Genomic DNA, 16,456 nt, shown 5'->3' with positions numbered 1-16,456 from the left:
AGCACTGTAACGCAAGTAGCTATTCGGACGGAAGCACGACGAGGTCGTCCCGATGGATGACCACGATCTCCTCCCCTTCCTCCTCGCGCTTCTGCCCGGCCACGCGCGCCGCGTCGGACGGCGAGAGGCGGCAGAGGCCACGCGCGATCTCCCGGCCGTCGGGGTCGACGACGGAGACGGCGTCCCCCGGCTGGAACACGCCGCGGACGCCGAGCACGCCGACCGCGAGGATGCTGCGGTTCTTGGCGCAGATGGCCTCGGCCGCGCCACGGTCGACGAGGATGACGCCGCGAGGGCGGAGGGTGTAGGCGATCCAGTGCTTGCGGGCGCTGAGGCGCTGGGGGACGGCCGGGAAGAAGGTGCCGACGTCCTCGCCGGAGACGACGCGGCCGAGGATCCCAGGCTCGCGGGCGTGCGCGATGACGACGTGCGCCCCGGCGAGCGTCGCCCGGCGTGCCGCCTCGACCTTGCTCGTCATGCCGCCCGTGCCGACGCCCGAGGTCGAGCCGCCCGCGAGCGGGCGCGCCTCGGCGGCGATGCTGCGGACGAGCGGGACGCGGCGGCCCTCGGCGTCGAGCAGGCCCTCGACGTCGGAGAGGAGGAGCAAGAGGTCGGCGTCGACGAGGGGCGCGACCATGCTGGCGAGCTGGTCGTTGTCGCCGAACTTGATCTCCTCGACCGCGACGGCGTCGTTCTCGTTGATGATCGGGACGCACCCGGCTTCGAGCAGGGCGCCGAGGGCGCCGCGGGCGTTGTTCGTCCGGGCGCGGTCGGCGAGGTCGGCGTGGGTGAGCAGAACCTGGGCGACCGGGATGCCGACCTTGTCGAAGGCCTCCTCGTAACGCTGCATGAGGATGCTCTGGCCGGCGGCGGCCGCGGCTTGTAGCCAGGCGATGTCCTTGGGTCGGCTCTTCAAGCCGAGCTTCTGGATGCCGTGGGCGATCGCGCCGCTCGACACGATGACGACGCTGCGCCCGCCGCCACGGCCGGCGCGGTGACCGCGGTAGGCGGCGACGTCCTGGGCGAGGCGGTCCCAGGCGTCGCCGGTGAGGCTCTTCGAGCCGATCTTGAGGATGGCGCGCCGTGTTTTTCCGAGGACGGCGCGAGGGTGGGAAAGATCGACCGCGTCTCGCTCAACCATCGTGGCTCACGACCTCGTCGAAGGCGGCTTCGAGGCGGCGCTCGATGTAACTCGGCAGCGAGGCGCCCGTGAGGATGGCCGTGTCGATCCAGCGGGTGAACTCGTCGCGGAGATCCTCGACGGAGTCCGGCAAGGTGATCGGCGTCGGGCGGAGCATCGGGGAGAAGGCGTGCAGGAAGGCGCGGTCGATGGTCTCGCGGATCTTGCGGGCCTCCTCGGCGTGGATGCGGACGGCGCCGGAGCGACGAACCTGCGCGACGTAGCGGTCGAAGAGGTGGCCGAACGCAAAGACCTCGAGGGCGCGGGCGAGGTTCGTGAGGGCGCCGAGGGGGCCGAGGCCGCGCTTCAAGATGGCGAGGCCGATGGCCTCGGCGGCCTTGCGGCCGAGGGCGCGGGCGGCATTCTGCTCGCTGTCGACGTTGGCGAGGATCTGGCGGGCATCCGTGGTGATGCTGATGCCGTGGCGCGTCGCCGTGTCGTGGGCGAGGGCGCCGCGCAGGCGCGTGACGATGCGGTCCGGCAGGATCGGCAGCGGGATGGCGAGCGCGCCCATGGCCGCCGCGGAGAGCACGGCGAGGCGGCCGGAGGGCACGGGCGCCGCCGTGGGAACCGCGACGGTGCTCTGGCTCTGGGGGCGCACGGCAGGGGCGGGGGTCGTCATGGAGCCGACCGTACCCGAGCGGCCGGCAACGGGGCAAGCCCTCACCCCCCGACCGCCTCGCCGCAGCTAGGCTCCGTACACCTGCCGCACGATCGAGGCGATCAGCGCGACGGACAGCGTGACGCCGCGCGGCTGTCTCCACGCGACGTGTCCGTCCGGCCGGATCAAGAGCGCGCCGTCGGGCTCGATCTGCGAGGCCGTGTGCACCGCGGCGACGTGACAAGCAGGGATCTCCGCCGCGCCGAGCTTGAAGAGGCGGACGCCGTGCAGTGATTCGACCTGGTCGAGCGCCTCGACGTCCGAAGGCCGCGTCTCGACCGCCGCGCCGACGAGCAGAATGGAAGCGCGGTAATCGAGGATGGAGCGGCTGCTCCGGCGCCGCTCGTTGCCATCGAGCCAGAAATGAGGGAATCGGGCGCCCGGCCGCGTCGAGGGGACGTAGGAGGACACGCGGTCGTCGGACGCGGCCGGCGGCGTGCCGTCGCGCAGGATCGCGCCCTCTTCGTAGGTGTAGCCGAGGTCGAGACCGATCCGATCGAAATGGGATTTTTGGTGCGCGATGGCGGAGAGGACGCGCTCGCGCACCGAAGGATCTCGGTGGTACCGCGCGAGGACGCTCTCGGCGTAGCGCTGCGCCTGTCGTCCGGCGAAGGCGCGGAGTTTTTCGGGCAAGGCGCGCATCGTGGAGCTCGAGAGCGTCTCCGTCACCCATCGAGCGTCCTTCACGTCGATGCCGAAGGCCTCCGCGACCTCGCCCATTCTCTCGTAATTGAGGCGGCTCTCGTCGCAGTTCGTCTGGCTCACCGGGCGGCGCTCGGCTTCGTAGCTGTCGAGGAGCTCCGGCGGGGCGCGCCGATCGAGCACCATGGCGAGCTTCCAGGCGAGGTTGTGCGCGTCGCCGATCCCGGAGTTCATACCGAGCCCGCCCGTGGGCGGGAATCGATGGGCCGCGTCGCCGACCAGAAAGACACGCCCGCTCCGGAAGCGATCCGCCACCTGCGCCGTCATGCGCCAGTGGCTCATCGAGGTGATCTGGATGTCGACGTCGTCGCGCCCGAGCGCCGCCTTGATCTTTTTCTGCATCACCTCGGGCGTGTACTCCTCGATTTTCTCGTTGGGCGTCGCCACGGGGTGATGAAAGACCCATCGCTTCTCGACGTGGTGGGCGATGAACACGCTGCCCGGCGCCTTGGGCGAGAAGATGAAGTAGAGCTTGCCGCGGGTGCGGACGACGTGGCGCAGATCGGCCTGGAAGTAGGCATTGACGACGTCGAGCAGCTTGTCCGGGCCTCTCATTTCGATGCCGAGGGCCTTGCGACCCCGGCTCCCCGCGCCGTCGGCGCAGAGGACGTACTGGCTCCGAATCGTGAACGTCTCGCCGGTCGCCCGGTCCTCGATCCGGCTCGCGACGCCGTCCTCGTCCTGTTCGAAGGCATTCCACTGGTGGTTGTAGAACGACTGGATGCGCGGCGAGGCCGCGACGTGCTTTTGCAGGGTCTTCTCCAGCTCGACCTGGGAGAGATTGAGGTAGGGCATGGGCGCTTCGAGGTGCTCGCGGTATTTGCGCCCGATGCTGCCGGCTCGCAGATCGATGCAGCCGAACTCCTCGCCGATCGTGTCGCAGAAGAGGACCTTGGCCGCGTCCTCCGCCGGCGACGCCTCCGCGGAGAGCTCGTCGTATCCGAGCCCGAGCTCGTGGAGGATCTCGATCGAGCGCGCGGAGAGCTCGTGGGCCTTGGGATGCGTGTCGAGCCCCGGCCGGCGCTCGACGAGGATGCAATCGACGCCGCGCTTCGCCAGGCACAAGGCGCTCACCATGCCCGAAGGTCCGCCGCCGATGACGAGGACGGGTGTATTGACGGTCCGATCGCTCATGTCGCAGCCCCTTTCTTGTGGCAAAGCGAGACGCCGACGAAGAGCAGCGCCGCGGAGATCATCAGGTGCAGCATGGCCGGCGGGAGGAAGCCGAAGAGGACCCGGCCATCGGCGTCGAATTCAGCGCCCGCCGCGTTCTTGAAGAGGGCGGCCAGGAAGAATCCACCGATGTGGAGGGACCCGAGGAGGGCGCCCGTCCGGATGCGCGAGAGGGAACGCGGGGTGGCGGTCCAGAAGAGGTACACGGAGACGAGCGCGCCCAGGGCTCCGCCGCTGATGAGCCATAACAGGTGAAACCGCGCATGCCCCGGCCAACCGGGATTGCGGAGGTGGTGCGGATCGAGGACGTCGATCAACGCCGTGAGGAGGCCGTACGTGAAGGCCGAGAAGATACAAAGCGCCTTGCCCGCGACCCAGGTCGTGGACGAAGGCGGGTGCTCGGAGCTCATGCGAGCGAGTAGAGCACGCGCGAGGCGGGGCCCGATGGCCGCAGGCGGCCATCGGGTGGCTGGAAATGGCCATGCCCCGCCCCTCGGGGGACGACGTCAATGCTTCGAGGGCACGTCGTCGAAATCGAAGCGGTAAATGTCTTCGAGCGGGGTGCCGGGCTTCATGAGCGCGTGCTCTTTGAGGAAGCCGGTGCGGAGATCGTAGACCCAGCCGTGCAGCGTGGGGCGGTTGTGGAGCGCCCAGGCATGCTGGACGATGCTCGTCTCGGCGAGGTTCTGCACCTGCTCGGCGACGTTGAACTCGACCAGGCGGTCGAGGCGCTTGTCGTTGTCGGCGAGGGTCTCGAGGTCGCGGCGATGCGCGCGATAGACGTCCTTGATGTGGCGCAGCCACTTGTCGATGAGGCCGAAGGAGCGGTTCGTCATCGCGTTGCGGACGCCGCCGCAACCATAATGGCCGCAGACGATGATGTGCTTCACCTCGAGCACCTCGACCGCGTACTGGAGCACCGAGAGCATGTTGAGGTCGGTGTGGACGACGAGGTTCGCGATGTTCCTGTGCACGAAGAGCTCGCCCGGCTCGGTGCTGGTGACGGACTCGGCGGGGACGCGGCTGTCGGAGCAGCCGATCCACAGGTAGGCGGGCGTCTGGGTCGTCGCCGTGCGCTCGAAGTAATCGGCGCGAATGGCGAGCTTCTCGGCGACCCAGGCCTTGTTGCTGAGCAGGAGCTTCTTGTACGCGTCCATCAGGATTCCCTCTCCGCCACGAGCTCCCCGTCGGGGCGCTTTCCACGCAGGTTCTTGAATTCGACCTTGATGTCCTTGAACTTCGCGTTTTCGACGAAATCGTCGAGCACCTCGAACGCGTCGCGATCGATGTGCAGGGCGCGCGTGCCGTCGACGATGAGCGTCGTGCCCTCGGGGATCGCCGCGAGCTTCTCCTTGAGCTCGGCCTTGTGCACGAAGCTGATGTCCTTGTTGAAGCGGAGCAGCGCGTAGTTGTCCTGCGAGACCACGATCATCGCCGCGTGCGAGTTCGTGCGGATGACGAAGAAGACGCCGATCGCGAGGCCGATGAGGACGCCCTTCAGCAGATCCGTGAAGACGATCGCCAGGATCGTCACGGTGAACGGCACGAACGCGCCGAGGCCCTCGCGCCACATCTGCTGGAAGAGCGACCGCGGCGCGAGCTTCGAGCCGATGACGATGAGGATCGCGGCGAGCGCGGCGAGCGGGACGTGATTGAGCACGCGGCCGAGGAAGAGGACCGCCGCGAGCAAGAGGAAGGCGTGGAAGATCGTCGACCAGCGCGTGCGGCCTCCGGCATAGACGTTCGCGCTCGTGCGGACGACGACGGACGTGACGGGCAAGCCGCCGAGCAGGCCCGAGGTGATGTTGCCGAGGCCCTGCGCGATGAGCTCGCGGTTCGGCAGGGCGATCCGCTTGAACGGGTCGAGCCTTTGCCCGGCTTCGAGGGCGAGGAGCGATTCGAGGCTCGCGACCGCGGCGAGGGTCACGCCCGTGATGTAGACGCGTTGATCCTTGAAGGCGGCCCAGAGCGGGCGCGGCAGCTCGCCGACGATGTCCGTGGGCGAGCGGAGGATCGGGAGCGAGACCAGGTGCCCGTCCTCGCCCTTCAGGTGATACCCGTTCGTGCCGAGGCGAAACGCCTCGTTGATCAGGGTGCCCACGACGACGACGACGAGCGGCGCGGGAATGAGCTTGAAGATTTTTGCGCGCGGGACGACGAGTTTGTCCCAGGTGAGCAGGATGAAGAGCGAGACGAGCGAGATGACCACGGCGCCGCCGCTCGCGCTGAGCAGCGACCTCACGATGGCGGAGAGGGTGTTCTCCTTGCCGTCGGGCTCGATGAAGCTCATGTCCAGCTCGAAGTCGAGGTCCCGGCCGAGGGCGTGCGGGATCTGCTTCAGGACGATGACGATGCCGATCGCCGCGAGCATGCCTTTGATGACGGCCGTCGGGACGTAGTCGGCGATCGCGCCGAGGCGGAGGGAGCCGAAGGCGATCTGCAGGACGCCGCCGACGATGACGGCGGCGAGGAAGGCCTGATAGCCGAGCGAGTGAATCGCGGTCGCGACGATGACCGTGAGGCCCGCGGCCGGGCCGCTCACGCTGACGTCCGAGCCCGAGAGGAAGCCGACGACGATGCCGCCGACGACGCCCGCGACGAGGCCGGCGAGCAGCGGCGCGCCGGACGCGAGCGCGATGCCGAGGCAGAGCGGAAGCGCGACCAGAAAGACGACCAGCCCGGCGGCCGCGTCGTAGCGCAGGTGGTCCTTCCCGATGTTCTCCTTGAGCGTCATCCGGACCGTCGCTTACGATCGTTGGCCTCGGCAAGCCAGGAGAAGATTCGCTTTGTGTGTAAAGCGTCCGCGTCCCGGACACCAGTGCGTTGTGAACCTCCTCGGCCTCCTGTGCCGGCTTTCACGCTGCCAAACGTGGAGATCGCGACCAGGGAGGACAAGGAGAAGCTGACGCTCACGGGCAAGGGCAAGAGCCTGGGGCTGCTCCTCCGGATCAAGGGGCTCAACGGACGAAGCGCCCGCCCGCGGGGGGGAGCGACAATCGGGCGAGCGGGTGCTCGGCATAGGAGCGGCCCTCGTCCGTGCTGTCGATGTCCTGCCGGAAGTCGTAGTTCTTGAAGGAAAAACGGCGCGGGTGGACGCGGAGGACGGCGCCGCTCGGGGCGCGGTGGATGGACGTGACGCTGTAAGCGTGGCCGTGGGGGATGTCGCGCTCGCGTCCGCCATAAACCGCGCCCGCGATGATGCGGAGCGCGTCGGCGCCGCCGCCCGTGACGATGCGCTCGCTCTTGGCGTCGTGGACGTGGCCGGCGAGATAGGCGTGGGCGCGGCTGCCGAGGAATCGAGCGAGGTCGCGCTGCTCGGCGAGCCAATCGTCTTCGAGCGGGTGATGGCCGAGGACGAGGACGAGTTCGCGCTCGCGGGCGGCGTCATTGAGGAGCGCGCGCTGGCGCTGGCCGAGGCGTAACTTGCGGGCGTCGTCGTCGCCGGCGGCGAGGAGCGAGGTGTTGGCGCCAATGAGTCGTAGGGACAAACCTTCGCGGGTGGTCTCGGTGCTCGACCAGAAAAGGTCACGGCAGGCGGGGGCGAAGGCGGCGGCGAAATCGAGGTAGGCGGCCTGGCGGCGGCGGAGGAGGTCGAGGTCGTCGGGGTTTTCGAGGGCGTCGTCGAGGTCGTCGTCGCCGCCGCGGAGTCCGCGGAGGAGGCGCTTTACATTGCGATCGGCGTCGATGCCGCGGTCGACGTCGTGGTTGCCGGGGACGACGAAGATGCGGTCCTTGGCGAGGCCGAGGCGCTGGGCGACGTCGAGCAGCCATTTCGAGGCTTCGGCGTATTGATCGGGCTTGCCGCTCCAGGCGATGTCGCCGGTGACGAGGATGGCGTCGGGGCGCGGGAGGTTTTTCCCGGTGAGGTCTGCGAGATCGTCGCGGAGGATCGAGAGGATCTGCGATTGGTTGTGGCGGTCGCCGGCGCCCGGGAGGCCAAAATGCAGGTCGGAGAGGTGGAGCCACGTGAAGAGCGGCGCGGCTTCGGGCGCGGGAGCGGAGGCGGAGACGGAGGCGGTTGCGGGAGCGGAAGCGGCAGCGGGCGCAGGCGCGGACGCGGCGGCAGGCGCGGGCGTGGCTCCGAGGACGCGGAGGGCGGCGACCTTTTCGGGGCCGGCTTCGTCGAGCAACGATTTCCACGTGGGACAGGTGGCCACGAGGTCGAAGCCCGTCATGAGGGACGCGTAATCGGCGTGAGCGAGGGCGAGCGCGCCGAGCGGGCCGTCGAGGCGGCCGTGGTGCCGGCGAATGAGCTTGGCGTGCTCGTCCCAGGCGAATGCGACCCAGAAAGCATCGACGGGGTTCTGATCGAGCCACGTCTCCCAGGCCTCGTCCGAGGATTTTTCATCGGACGGGTGGACGTGGAGGTGCCGGCTCAAGGCAAAGAGCCACTCGTTCGCCGCGAGGGTGCCCACGTCGGCGAGGAGCACGGGCAGGGCGAGCGGGTTTTTCAGGTCGAACGTCAAATTCGGCGGGCGGGCCTCGGCGTGAATGCCGAGCCTCGGGCGGTGGATGTAGATGAGCCACCAGAAATCGTCCTGCTCGATCACGCGGGCGACGTGCGCCTCCTCGCCGAGGGCTTGATCCCAGCGGGCTTCCCAGTCGAGCGCGTCGGCCGATGCGTCCGCGTCTCCGAGGAGCGAGGCATAACGGCGGCGCTCGGGCGCGGGGACGAGGTCGCGCACGAAGTCGCGGCCGAGGGTCGGGCCGAAGGAGCGCAGGAAGGCGCGGCCGAGCGTGCGGAAGAAATCACGCACGAAGTTCTGCGCGAACGCGCGGCCGAAGGAGCGGAGAATGTCGCTGCGGAGGTCGCGGCCGAGGGACTGGACGAATTCGCGGACGAACGTGGGTTTCGGGTTGCCGGTGAAGGAGCGCGGAAAACTCCAGGCGAACGTGCGAACGACGCTCCGGACGAACGCCGTGGCGATGCGGTGGACGGCGTCCTCGGGAATGGGCTCGCCCTGGGGGAAGGCGGCGAGCGCGTCCTGGTTGAATCGGACCATTCGCTCGATGATGGGGACCTCGACGAGGTCGGCGTCGCCCATGCGGTCGCGGGCGAGCTTCGGGTGGCGGAGGGTCGTGGTGATCGGCGCGGGCTGCGGGAGCGCCGAGAGGGGCTGCGGGATCTTGCGGAAGGCGAGCGGCGACGTGAGGGTATGGGTCCAGTCGGAGAGACGCCAGCCGTAGGGCGATTGCAGGAGGAAATGGACGCGCTCGGGGTAATGCTCGGTGTAGGCGAGGCGGGAGCCGATCTCGGAGCGAATGCGGTCGCGGAGCCAGCGCGCGGCGCCGAGGAACGGGGCCTCGGAGGGGACGGGGGCCTCGGAGAGGCCGGTGAGCCAGCCGAGCGTGGTGCGATAAACGGCCGTGCCGCCGAGCGCGGTGAGCGCCGTGGCCCAATGGTCCACGGTGGAACGTTCGTCGAGGATGGTGCCGAGCGCGGGTTCGTCGCGGAACACCACGAGGTCGGGCAAGAGCTCGGCGAGGTCGAGGCGGGCGCGAATGCGATCGGCCGCGCCGGGGAGGTCGCCGAGGAGCTTGCCTTCGAGGTGGAGGGCGGCGAGGGCTTCCGCGGCGGACCCTTTTTCCTGGAGGTCGGCGCAGGCGGCGCGGAGCTCGCTCCGGAGATCGGAATCGCCGAACTCGCAGATGTCGTCGAGGACGAGGAAGATGTCGCCCGAGAAGGCGGGCTTTTGGGCCCAGCGGGAGAGGATGACGGAGAGAATGACGCGCCGGTCGCGCTCGCGGGAGACGAGGCCGTCACGAATGGCGCGGCCGAGGGTGAGCCAGCCCGGATGCTCGGGCGTCTTGGTCAGCTCGTCGACGATTTCGCCGAGGAGGTCGCGGACGAGCTTGCGGCGGCGTTCGCCGCGTTTCCTCGCGAGGACGTACCACCGGAGGAGGAGCACCTCTTCCCAGGCGCCGTCGCCGAGGTGTTCCCGGACGAACCGGCCCTCGTCCTCGTGGTCGACGTCGAAGCTGCCGGCATACGCGGCGAGGTATTCCTGGAGCGTGAGGTGCAAAAAGGAGAGCTTGCCGCCGCCGCGGTCGACGAGCAGGCCGACGCGGTCGCAAGCGAAATCGATGAAATCGCGCATTTCGGCGTGGGCGATCTCGTGGGAGAGGTCGCGCTCCTCGTCCTCGGCGCGCTCGCGGTGGAGCTGGGTGAGGAAATCGAGGGCGTCGTCGCGGGAGAAGAGGCCGCGGACGCCGTAGGGGTCGCTGAGCGCACGGGATTGGACGTGGAGGGCGAGTTTTTCCAGGTACGCGCGCGGCAGCTCCGTGGGGAGGGCGCGGCGCTCGAAGGCGTGTTTTTCCGGGCGCTCCTTGGCATCGAGCCAGGTGCGGAGGAGCATGTCGACGCATTTTTCGTAGAGCTCGCCGCGCTCCTGGGGCAAATGGCCGAGGAAGCGGTGGACGAAGGCCATCAGCGTGAGGAGGAGCGGGTTCGTGGCGAGGGCGCGGACCTGCGAGGTGCGGAAGACGGCGCGGCGGAGGGAGTTTTGTTGTTCTTCGCGACGGCGATCGTTGTCCGGGATCTGGACGCGGTACCAGCGCTTGATGAAATGGTCGATGTCCTCGTCGGCGAGCGGTCCGATCCGGAGGTGCTCGAATTCGTTGCGAGGGAGCGCGATGTCGGCGGTGTAGCCGTGAATGCGGGAGGTGACCCAGACGGGGCAACGGGGGTAGGCGGCGCGGAATTCGCGGACGGCCTTGGCGACGCGACTCCGGGTGGTGGAAGAGCCGACTTCGTCGAGGCCGTCGAGCAGGACGATGGCCTCGCCCATGCGCAAGGTGGCATCGAAAAACGCGGCGTGGGCATTCGGGAGGGAATGGTCCGAGCGGGCACGCGCAGTCAGGAAGTCGACCAGGGAAAGCTCGGTTTTGTGCGATTCGGCGGCATATTCGCGCAAGGAAACGAAAAAAGGAACACGCCGGGGCGAGGCGCGGTGACCTTCGAGGGTGACACTGGGATCCGAATGCAAAAGCGAGAGGAACGCGAGGAGCGTGGTCTTGCCCATGCCCGGATCGCCGAGGATGAGGGCCGAACGGCCACGATCGAGGAGCTGCGCGAGCGTGGGCTTTTTCTGGTCGCGATCGTCGGTGATGAACCGCGTGGGCACGAAGAGATCGGCGAGGCGAATGTCGCCGCGGGCGTCTTTTTGCCGGAGCGCGTCCGGGGGAAAACCGAGCAGGCTGACGTGCTCGAAGTCGCGGGCGACTTTGTCGCGATAAAGGCGCGCGAAGGCGTGGAAGTCGAATCCATCGTAGCCAGGGAGGAGGGCGCGGGCCTCGGGAGATTCGGGGTAATACCGGGCGAAGAGGGCGGGGACGAGGCGGAGGAGCTTGACGAGCTCGGGCGTCGACCAGTGGCGAATGGCCTCGACCTCGTAGAGCGACACGGAATAAACGTCGGAATGGGTGGGGTGCGCCTTGACGATGTAATGGGCCTGGGGGTCGAACCCCTCCCGCTGCGCCCAGGCCTGGACGAGCTCGTCGGAGAGGACCTCGAGCTCCCGCGCGCCCTCGTTCCCAGGCAAGAGCCGCTCCACGAGCGGCGAAAGCTCCTCGGACGCCGATGCCCCCGGCAGCGTGCCCGCAAAAAGCGCTACATCGTCCCGATCCATGGATCCACCCTCCCCCGAGGGCAGATCTTAGCCCACGATCGGGAACATCTCCACGAGCGGCGCCCGCGCCTTGCTCGCCGCCGCGACGATGTCTTTCGTCGAGGCATCCGGGGAAAGCCGTACGCTCATCCGTAATGGCCCCCCGGTGACCTCGATTCCGCGCGCCAGCAATTCTTCGCGGAAGGGCCCCGGGTTCCCGCGGATCGTGACGCCATAGACGCGGACGCCCGCAAAAAGAGCCTCGGGCGCGCCTTCGAGCACGAGCGCGCCGCCCGCGAAGACGAGGACGTCGGTCGCCCCGCGCGCAAGGTCGCCCTCCGGCGTGCCCGGATCGAGGCGCTCGGCCGAGAGAATGGCGCCGCGGCCGTCGGTCGCGCGCGCGAGGGCGTTCATGACGAACCCCGCCGCCGGGCCGTCGAGGCCGGCGAGCGGCGCTTCGAGGATGAGAATCGCAGGATCGGCGACGAGCGCGTGCGCGAGGACGAGCGCGCGGCGCGGCGGGCGCTCGAAGGCGTCGATCGGGCGGCGCAGGAAAGACGAGAGGCCGACGCGCTCGAGTGCGGAGGCGGCGAGGTCACGCGCCGCGCGGGGAGAGAAACCGGCGAGGCGCGCGCTCCAGGTGACGTAGTCGTGCGCGGTCATGCCCTTGGGCAAAGGCGGGTCGAGCGGGGCGATGCCCGCGACGTCGAGGTGCGCGCGCGTGGCGACGTCGAGGCCGGCGACGTGCAAGGTGCCCGCGGTGATCGAAGCTTCGCCCGGCATGGCCGCGTCGTCGTGCGAGGGCGCGCGCGAGCGGAGCGGGACGGTCGTGAGCGCGGCGAAGAGCGCCTCGGCCTCGCCGGTGCAGAGGATGCGCTCGCCGCGCGCGCGGACCGTGAGGCGGTCGATCGCGACGACGTCGTCGATCGTGATGCGAGCGTCCTCGGCGTGGAGGACGGGCGGAGGCGCGGCGTCGGTCACGGCAGCTCGTCGTCCACGGTCGCCGGAGCGCCGCCGAAGGAGACGTCGCCGACGAGGTCGAGGCGCGCGAGCGGCTTCGTCCCGTCGTAGACCATGAAGGGCGCGAGGCCTCGCGCGAGGTCGAGCAATGCCGGAGGAATGACGATCGGCACGGCGCCCGCTTGCGGGAAAACCGAGGCGATGCCCGCGAGCTTGGCGAGCGCGATGAGGAGGTTGTCGTCGTCCTCGGGGAACTCGACGAGCGGCGCATCGTGCGGGAGATCGGCGCGTTCACGGACGTCGTCGAGCGCCTCGCGGAGGCCGCCGATGTGATCGACGAGCTTGCGTTCGAGCGCCTGCTGGCCGGTCCAGACGCGGCCACGCGCGACGGCGTCGACGTCCTCGGGCTTCATTTTGCGGCCCTCGGCGACGCGCGCGATGAAGAGGTCGTAGAACTGTTTGACCTTCACGCCGAGCTCGGCACGCTCTTCCTCGGTGAAGGGTCGATAGAGGCTCTCGGCGTCGGCGCGGGGAGCCGTGCGGAACTGTTCGAGGCCGACGCCGAGCTTGCCGAGGAGGCCGACGAGGTCGACCTTGCCGTAGAAGATGCCGATCGAGCCGGTGATCGTGGCGCGGTTCGCGTAGATGGGGCCACCCGCGACGGAGGCGTAGTAGCCGCCGCTCGCCGCGGCCGTGCCCATGGAGACGACGAAGGGTTTGGCCTTCGCGGTGAGGATCGCCTCGCGAAGGATGACGTCGGCCGCGAGGGAGGAGCCGCCGCCGGTCTCGATGCGGAAGACGACGGCCTTGACGCTCGCGTCCTCGCGCGCGCGCTTGAGGGCCTTCGCGATGGTGTACGAGCCGGCGAGGCGAATGCCGACGAGCGGGATCGTCTGGCTCTCGCCGTCGACCATGTCGCCCGAGAGGTAGACGACCGCGATCTTCGAAGGCGTGCCCCACCAGGTGGGCGCATTCGAGGGCGTGGCGTCGTCGACGATGCGCGCGCGGCCGCCCATCATTTCCTCGACGGCCTCGTCGATCTCGTCGTCGTACGCGAGGACGTCGACGAGGCCGCCACTACGCGCCTCGGTCGCGATGAAAGGTCCCTTCGCGATGGTCTTGCGCAGCGTGGAGAGCGGCATCCGCCGGCCGCCGCCGACGTCGTGCATGTAGATGCCTTCGAGCTGCATCAGGAGGTCCTTGTGGTCCTGGCGCCCGATCTCGGTGGAATCCTTGCGCGTGAACTGCTCGGCCGCGAGCTTGTGCTCGGCGACGCGGACGAAGTCGGCGCGGACGCCGAGTTTGTCGAGGACACCGCCGTAATACATGTACTGCGAGGAGAGGCCCGCGAAGCGAAGGCCGCCGGCCGGATTCATGGCGATGCGATCGGCCTGCGAGCAGACGTGGAGCGAACGGCCGCCCGCGTCTTCGAGGTGGCAAAGGACCTTCTTGCCGCTCGCGCGGAGCAGGCGAATCGCGTCGCCGACCTCCTCGGCGTGCGCGAGCGAGCTCGCGGGCTCGGCGCGGATCTGGAGGACGACGCCGTCGACGTGGCGATCCTCGGCGAGCCGCCAGAGGCGTCGGAGGAGCTGGACGTGCTTGCGGACGCCGGGCGTGGCGTCGATGCGGATGCGCGCGACGCGCCTGAGAGAGGGCAAACCCGGCTCGCGGTAGCTGCGCACCGCGGCGGTCGCGTAGTAGCCGACGTCGCCGCCGCCGAAGATCGCGCCGCCGCCGGCCTGGAGCATCGCGAGGTTCACGTCGAGGCCGACCATCGCCATGACGTCGGGGCTCGCGGCGAGGTCACGCACGGAGACTTCGCCGCGCAGGCGACCGACGCGCGGGACGTCGAGGCCGAGCGTGGCGCGCGGCGTGACGTCGCCGGTGCGCTCATGGATCGAGGCTTCGAGGCCGAGCTCGGCATAACGGCGGCCCCAGAAGGGTCGAAGCGCGAGGCCCACGTCGTACCGGCGATCGGCGTTCGTGGTCCAGTCGCGCGCGACGGCGGCGGCCGAGAGCCAGGTGAACGGGCGGATCGTGAGGCCCGTCGTCACGCCGAACTGCTCGTCGAGGTCGCGCCGCTCGGCGTAGGACCAGCCGAACGTGGTGCCGATCGAGAACGTGTCGCTGAGGTTCGTCGCGAGCGCCCAGCGCAGCCACCGTTGCGAGGCCGATGCGCCGGCGGTCGTGCCGACGTCGAGCAAGTCGACGCGCAGGCCCGTGGACAAACCGAGGAGCGGCAGGCCGAGATCGAAGGCATGCCCGTTCGTCGTGCCCGCGCCCGCGCCGGCCTGCGCCATGGTCCAGCGCAGCTCCGCGCCGGGCAAAAACCCGAGGTTCGCCGGGTTTACCGCAATGCTCGACGCATCGTCGCCGGCCGCGACGGGGCGACCCGGCGCGGGGACGTACGCGCTCTGCGCGTGGAGAGGAGCACTGGACGTGGTGAGCGCGGCGAGGGCGAGGCCCCCGAGGGCCAGGGCGGAGAGCTTCTTCATAAGGTCGAGAGGCGGCGCAACGTCTCGGCCTCGGCGTCGTAGATCTTGCGGATCTCGACCAAGGCCATGCGGCCGGCGAGCGAGGAGAGTACGCCAGCCTTGATCTCGATGTCGCCCTCGACGGTTCTTCGCGCGCGTCCCTCGGGCGCCGCTTCGAGGCGGCAGGTGCCGGAAGCGCTGAAATACTTGCGGAATTGCTCGCGCGGGGAGACGGACCAAGAGGCCGCGTGGTCCGAGAGGCGATAGACGCTGCGCTCTTCCCAGGAGAGCGCCTCGCGGGCGACGTCGTAGCCGCGGAACATCGCGAGCGGCGCGTTCGCCTGGTAGCGAAGGACGCGTCGCAATTCGCCGTTCGCGATCACGTGCTCGATCGTCTCGACCGAAGCGACGCTCGTGGTGGCGAGGAAGGGGGCCATCATCAAGCCGATGTCAGGCGAGAGGACGGCGAGCTCCAGGGCATCGAGGGGGACGTCGAACTCGTGCGTGATCTCGAAGTGCAAATCCGTGGCTCCCTTGCGCGGTTCGTACGGGTCTGAACGAATTCTACCTACGCAAGAATCCCTCGGGCCCGGAGCGCTTGCTCGATCTCGGGCCTGCGGCGCTCGAGCTCGGGTACGTCCTTCACGGGCAAGAAGCGCGACGCGGCCCCGTCGCGCGGGACGCGGAGGAACTGCGGGTCGAGCGCGGTCGTGATCTCGTTGACGATACGCTCGAACTGGACCGCCTTCGCCTCGCCGACCGTCTTGTCGACCTCGACGTACGTCCACGCGAGGTCGAGCGAGGCGAGCGCCTCGGCCGATACGAGGAACGTGTTCGTGCTGAAGACGGGCATCTGCGCCGGATCGAAGCCGATCGGCAGGCGCATCTCCTCGGCGATGATCTTCTTTCCGTTCCAGCGGATCGGGCCGCCGCCCTTGTCGCTGCCGACCTTGTTCACGACCTCGACGGTCAGCGGGCCGCCGTGCGCGAGGTGCAAGCCGAGGATCGCCGGATCGACGGTGGCGCCGAGGTTGTCGAGGTTCGCGATCCACACGATCTTGCCGCCTCGTTGGATGAACCGATCGAGAAGTCCGCTCGCGCGGAGCGCATCGGGCAGGTCGCCGTGGCCCGTGGCGTAGACGCTCGGCTCGCCATGTTCGTCCCGGAAGATCTTGCCGTCGTGCGTGAGGCGGAGCGAGACGAACTGCTCGAACGTGGCGACGTCGCCCTTGTCGAGGCGAGCGCCGAGCGCGGCGCGGATCGGGCCCTCGGTGGCCTCGCTCGTCATGAGCCAGAGCGGACAGGTCGCGCCCGTCTCGCGCGCGAGGGCGTCCATCTCGGCGAGGCGGAGATCGAGGAATGTCTTTCCAGGCAGAGCCTCGACGAGCGCCTTGACGACGCCGCCCATGCGCGTCGCCATGCCGCCCGCGAGCACACAAAGCGCGACCTCGCCCCGCGCGAGCGCCTCGCGGCCGAGAGCCTCGAAGCGCGCATGGTCGGGGCTGCCCGGCGCGGGTGCGTCGACGACGTCCCCTTCGGCGGGCGGGAGAACTTCGCCCGCGAGGCGATTTCGCTTGTCGCGATCCTGGCCGATCATGGCGGCCCAGGCGGTGAGACGGTCGGGATCGAAGCCCCGCGCCCGAAGGCGAGCGAGCAGGGCCTGCGGCAGGGCGGCGATCTCGTCGGCGAGCGTCACATG

Annotated in this window: 11 protein-coding genes; all 11 read right to left on the bottom strand. The window is 69.3% G+C overall.

The genetic code is table 11. The features are described 5' to 3' along the window. Nucleotides 1-19 precede the first annotated feature (19 nt). The 11 genes from proB to QHF83_RS15865 all read right to left on the bottom strand — a co-directional run bounded on the left by proB (nt 20) and on the right by QHF83_RS15865 (nt 16,453). On the bottom strand, nt 20-1,141 hold the full coding sequence (proB, locus tag QHF83_RS15915; RefSeq protein WP_282418680.1) for a glutamate 5-kinase: 1,122 nt from the start codon (nt 1,139-1,141) through the stop codon (nt 20-22). After that, nucleotides 1,134-1,802: a hypothetical protein gene (locus tag QHF83_RS15910; RefSeq protein ID WP_282418679.1), complete on the bottom strand. Its 669-nt coding sequence runs from the start codon at nt 1,800-1,802 to the stop codon at nt 1,134-1,136. Before QHF83_RS15910 ends, proB begins: the two co-directional genes overlap by 8 nt. Before the next feature lie 66 nt (nt 1,803-1,868). After that, the gene (locus QHF83_RS15905; RefSeq protein ID WP_282418678.1) at nt 1,869-3,677 is read right to left on the bottom strand and encodes an FAD-dependent monooxygenase; all 1,809 of its coding nucleotides are present in this window, start codon (nt 3,675-3,677) and stop codon (nt 1,869-1,871) included. Then, complete coding sequence (locus QHF83_RS15900; RefSeq protein ID WP_282418677.1) at nt 3,674-4,126, bottom strand: hypothetical protein; 453 nt, start codon at nt 4,124-4,126, stop codon at nt 3,674-3,676. Before QHF83_RS15900 ends, QHF83_RS15905 begins: the two co-directional genes overlap by 4 nt. Nucleotides 4,127-4,222: 96 nt before the next feature. Next, nucleotides 4,223-4,873, bottom strand: coding sequence for a carbonate dehydratase (gene can / locus QHF83_RS15895; protein WP_282418676.1), 651 nt, complete (start codon nt 4,871-4,873; stop codon nt 4,223-4,225). Beyond that, on the bottom strand, nt 4,873-6,450 hold the full coding sequence (locus QHF83_RS15890) for a SulP family inorganic anion transporter (protein WP_282418675.1): 1,578 nt from the start codon (nt 6,448-6,450) through the stop codon (nt 4,873-4,875). The genes can and QHF83_RS15890 overlap by 1 nt, the downstream gene beginning before the upstream one ends. A gap of 223 nt (nt 6,451-6,673) precedes the next feature. Continuing rightward, a complete protein-coding gene (locus QHF83_RS15885) occupies nt 6,674-11,344 on the bottom strand; it encodes a metallophosphoesterase (RefSeq protein WP_282418674.1) in 4,671 nt (1,556 codons plus the stop codon). A gap of 27 nt (nt 11,345-11,371) precedes the next feature. Further along, nucleotides 11,372-12,304, bottom strand: coding sequence for an ABC transporter ATP-binding protein (locus QHF83_RS15880; RefSeq protein ID WP_282418673.1), 933 nt, complete (start codon nt 12,302-12,304; stop codon nt 11,372-11,374). After that, entirely contained in the window at nt 12,301-14,778 is a 2,478-nt protein-coding gene (gene sppA / locus QHF83_RS15875) for a signal peptide peptidase SppA (protein WP_282418672.1), read from the bottom strand. Before sppA ends, QHF83_RS15880 begins: the two co-directional genes overlap by 4 nt. Then, a complete protein-coding gene (locus QHF83_RS15870) occupies nt 14,775-15,278 on the bottom strand; it encodes a DUF2505 domain-containing protein (RefSeq protein WP_282418671.1) in 504 nt (167 codons plus the stop codon). The genes sppA and QHF83_RS15870 overlap by 4 nt, the downstream gene beginning before the upstream one ends. A gap of 47 nt (nt 15,279-15,325) precedes the next feature. Beyond that, nucleotides 15,326-16,453, bottom strand: coding sequence for a UTP--glucose-1-phosphate uridylyltransferase (locus QHF83_RS15865; RefSeq protein ID WP_282418670.1), 1,128 nt, complete (start codon nt 16,451-16,453; stop codon nt 15,326-15,328). Between the last annotated feature and the right edge of the window lie 3 nt (nt 16,454-16,456).

It is taken from the genome of Polyangium sp. 15x6 (assembly GCF_029960785.1).
In the GTDB taxonomy this organism is placed as follows: domain Bacteria; phylum Myxococcota_A; class Polyangia; order Polyangiales; family Polyangiaceae; genus Polyangium.
The sequence above is the reverse complement of the archived record's forward strand: the minus strand, read 5'-3'. Positions and strand labels throughout refer to the sequence as shown.

Excerpts from the sequence above, each read along its gene's own strand:
- proB (WP_282418680.1), bottom strand. The coding sequence starts at position 1,141 with ATGGTTGAGCGAGACGCGGTCGATCTTTCCCACCCTCGCGCCGTCCTC.
- QHF83_RS15910 (WP_282418679.1), bottom strand. The coding sequence starts at position 1,802 with ATGACGACCCCCGCCCCTGCCGTGCGCCCCCAGAGCCAGAGCACCGTC.
- QHF83_RS15905 (WP_282418678.1), bottom strand. The coding sequence starts at position 3,677 with ATGAGCGATCGGACCGTCAATACACCCGTCCTCGTCATCGGCGGCGGA.
- QHF83_RS15900 (WP_282418677.1), bottom strand. The coding sequence starts at position 4,126 with ATGAGCTCCGAGCACCCGCCTTCGTCCACGACCTGGGTCGCGGGCAAG.
- can (WP_282418676.1), bottom strand. The coding sequence starts at position 4,873 with ATGGACGCGTACAAGAAGCTCCTGCTCAGCAACAAGGCCTGGGTCGCC.
- QHF83_RS15890 (WP_282418675.1), bottom strand. The coding sequence starts at position 6,450 with ATGACGCTCAAGGAGAACATCGGGAAGGACCACCTGCGCTACGACGCG.
- QHF83_RS15885 (WP_282418674.1), bottom strand. The coding sequence starts at position 11,344 with ATGGATCGGGACGATGTAGCGCTTTTTGCGGGCACGCTGCCGGGGGCA.
- sppA (WP_282418672.1), bottom strand. The coding sequence starts at position 14,778 with ATGAAGAAGCTCTCCGCCCTGGCCCTCGGGGGCCTCGCCCTCGCCGCG.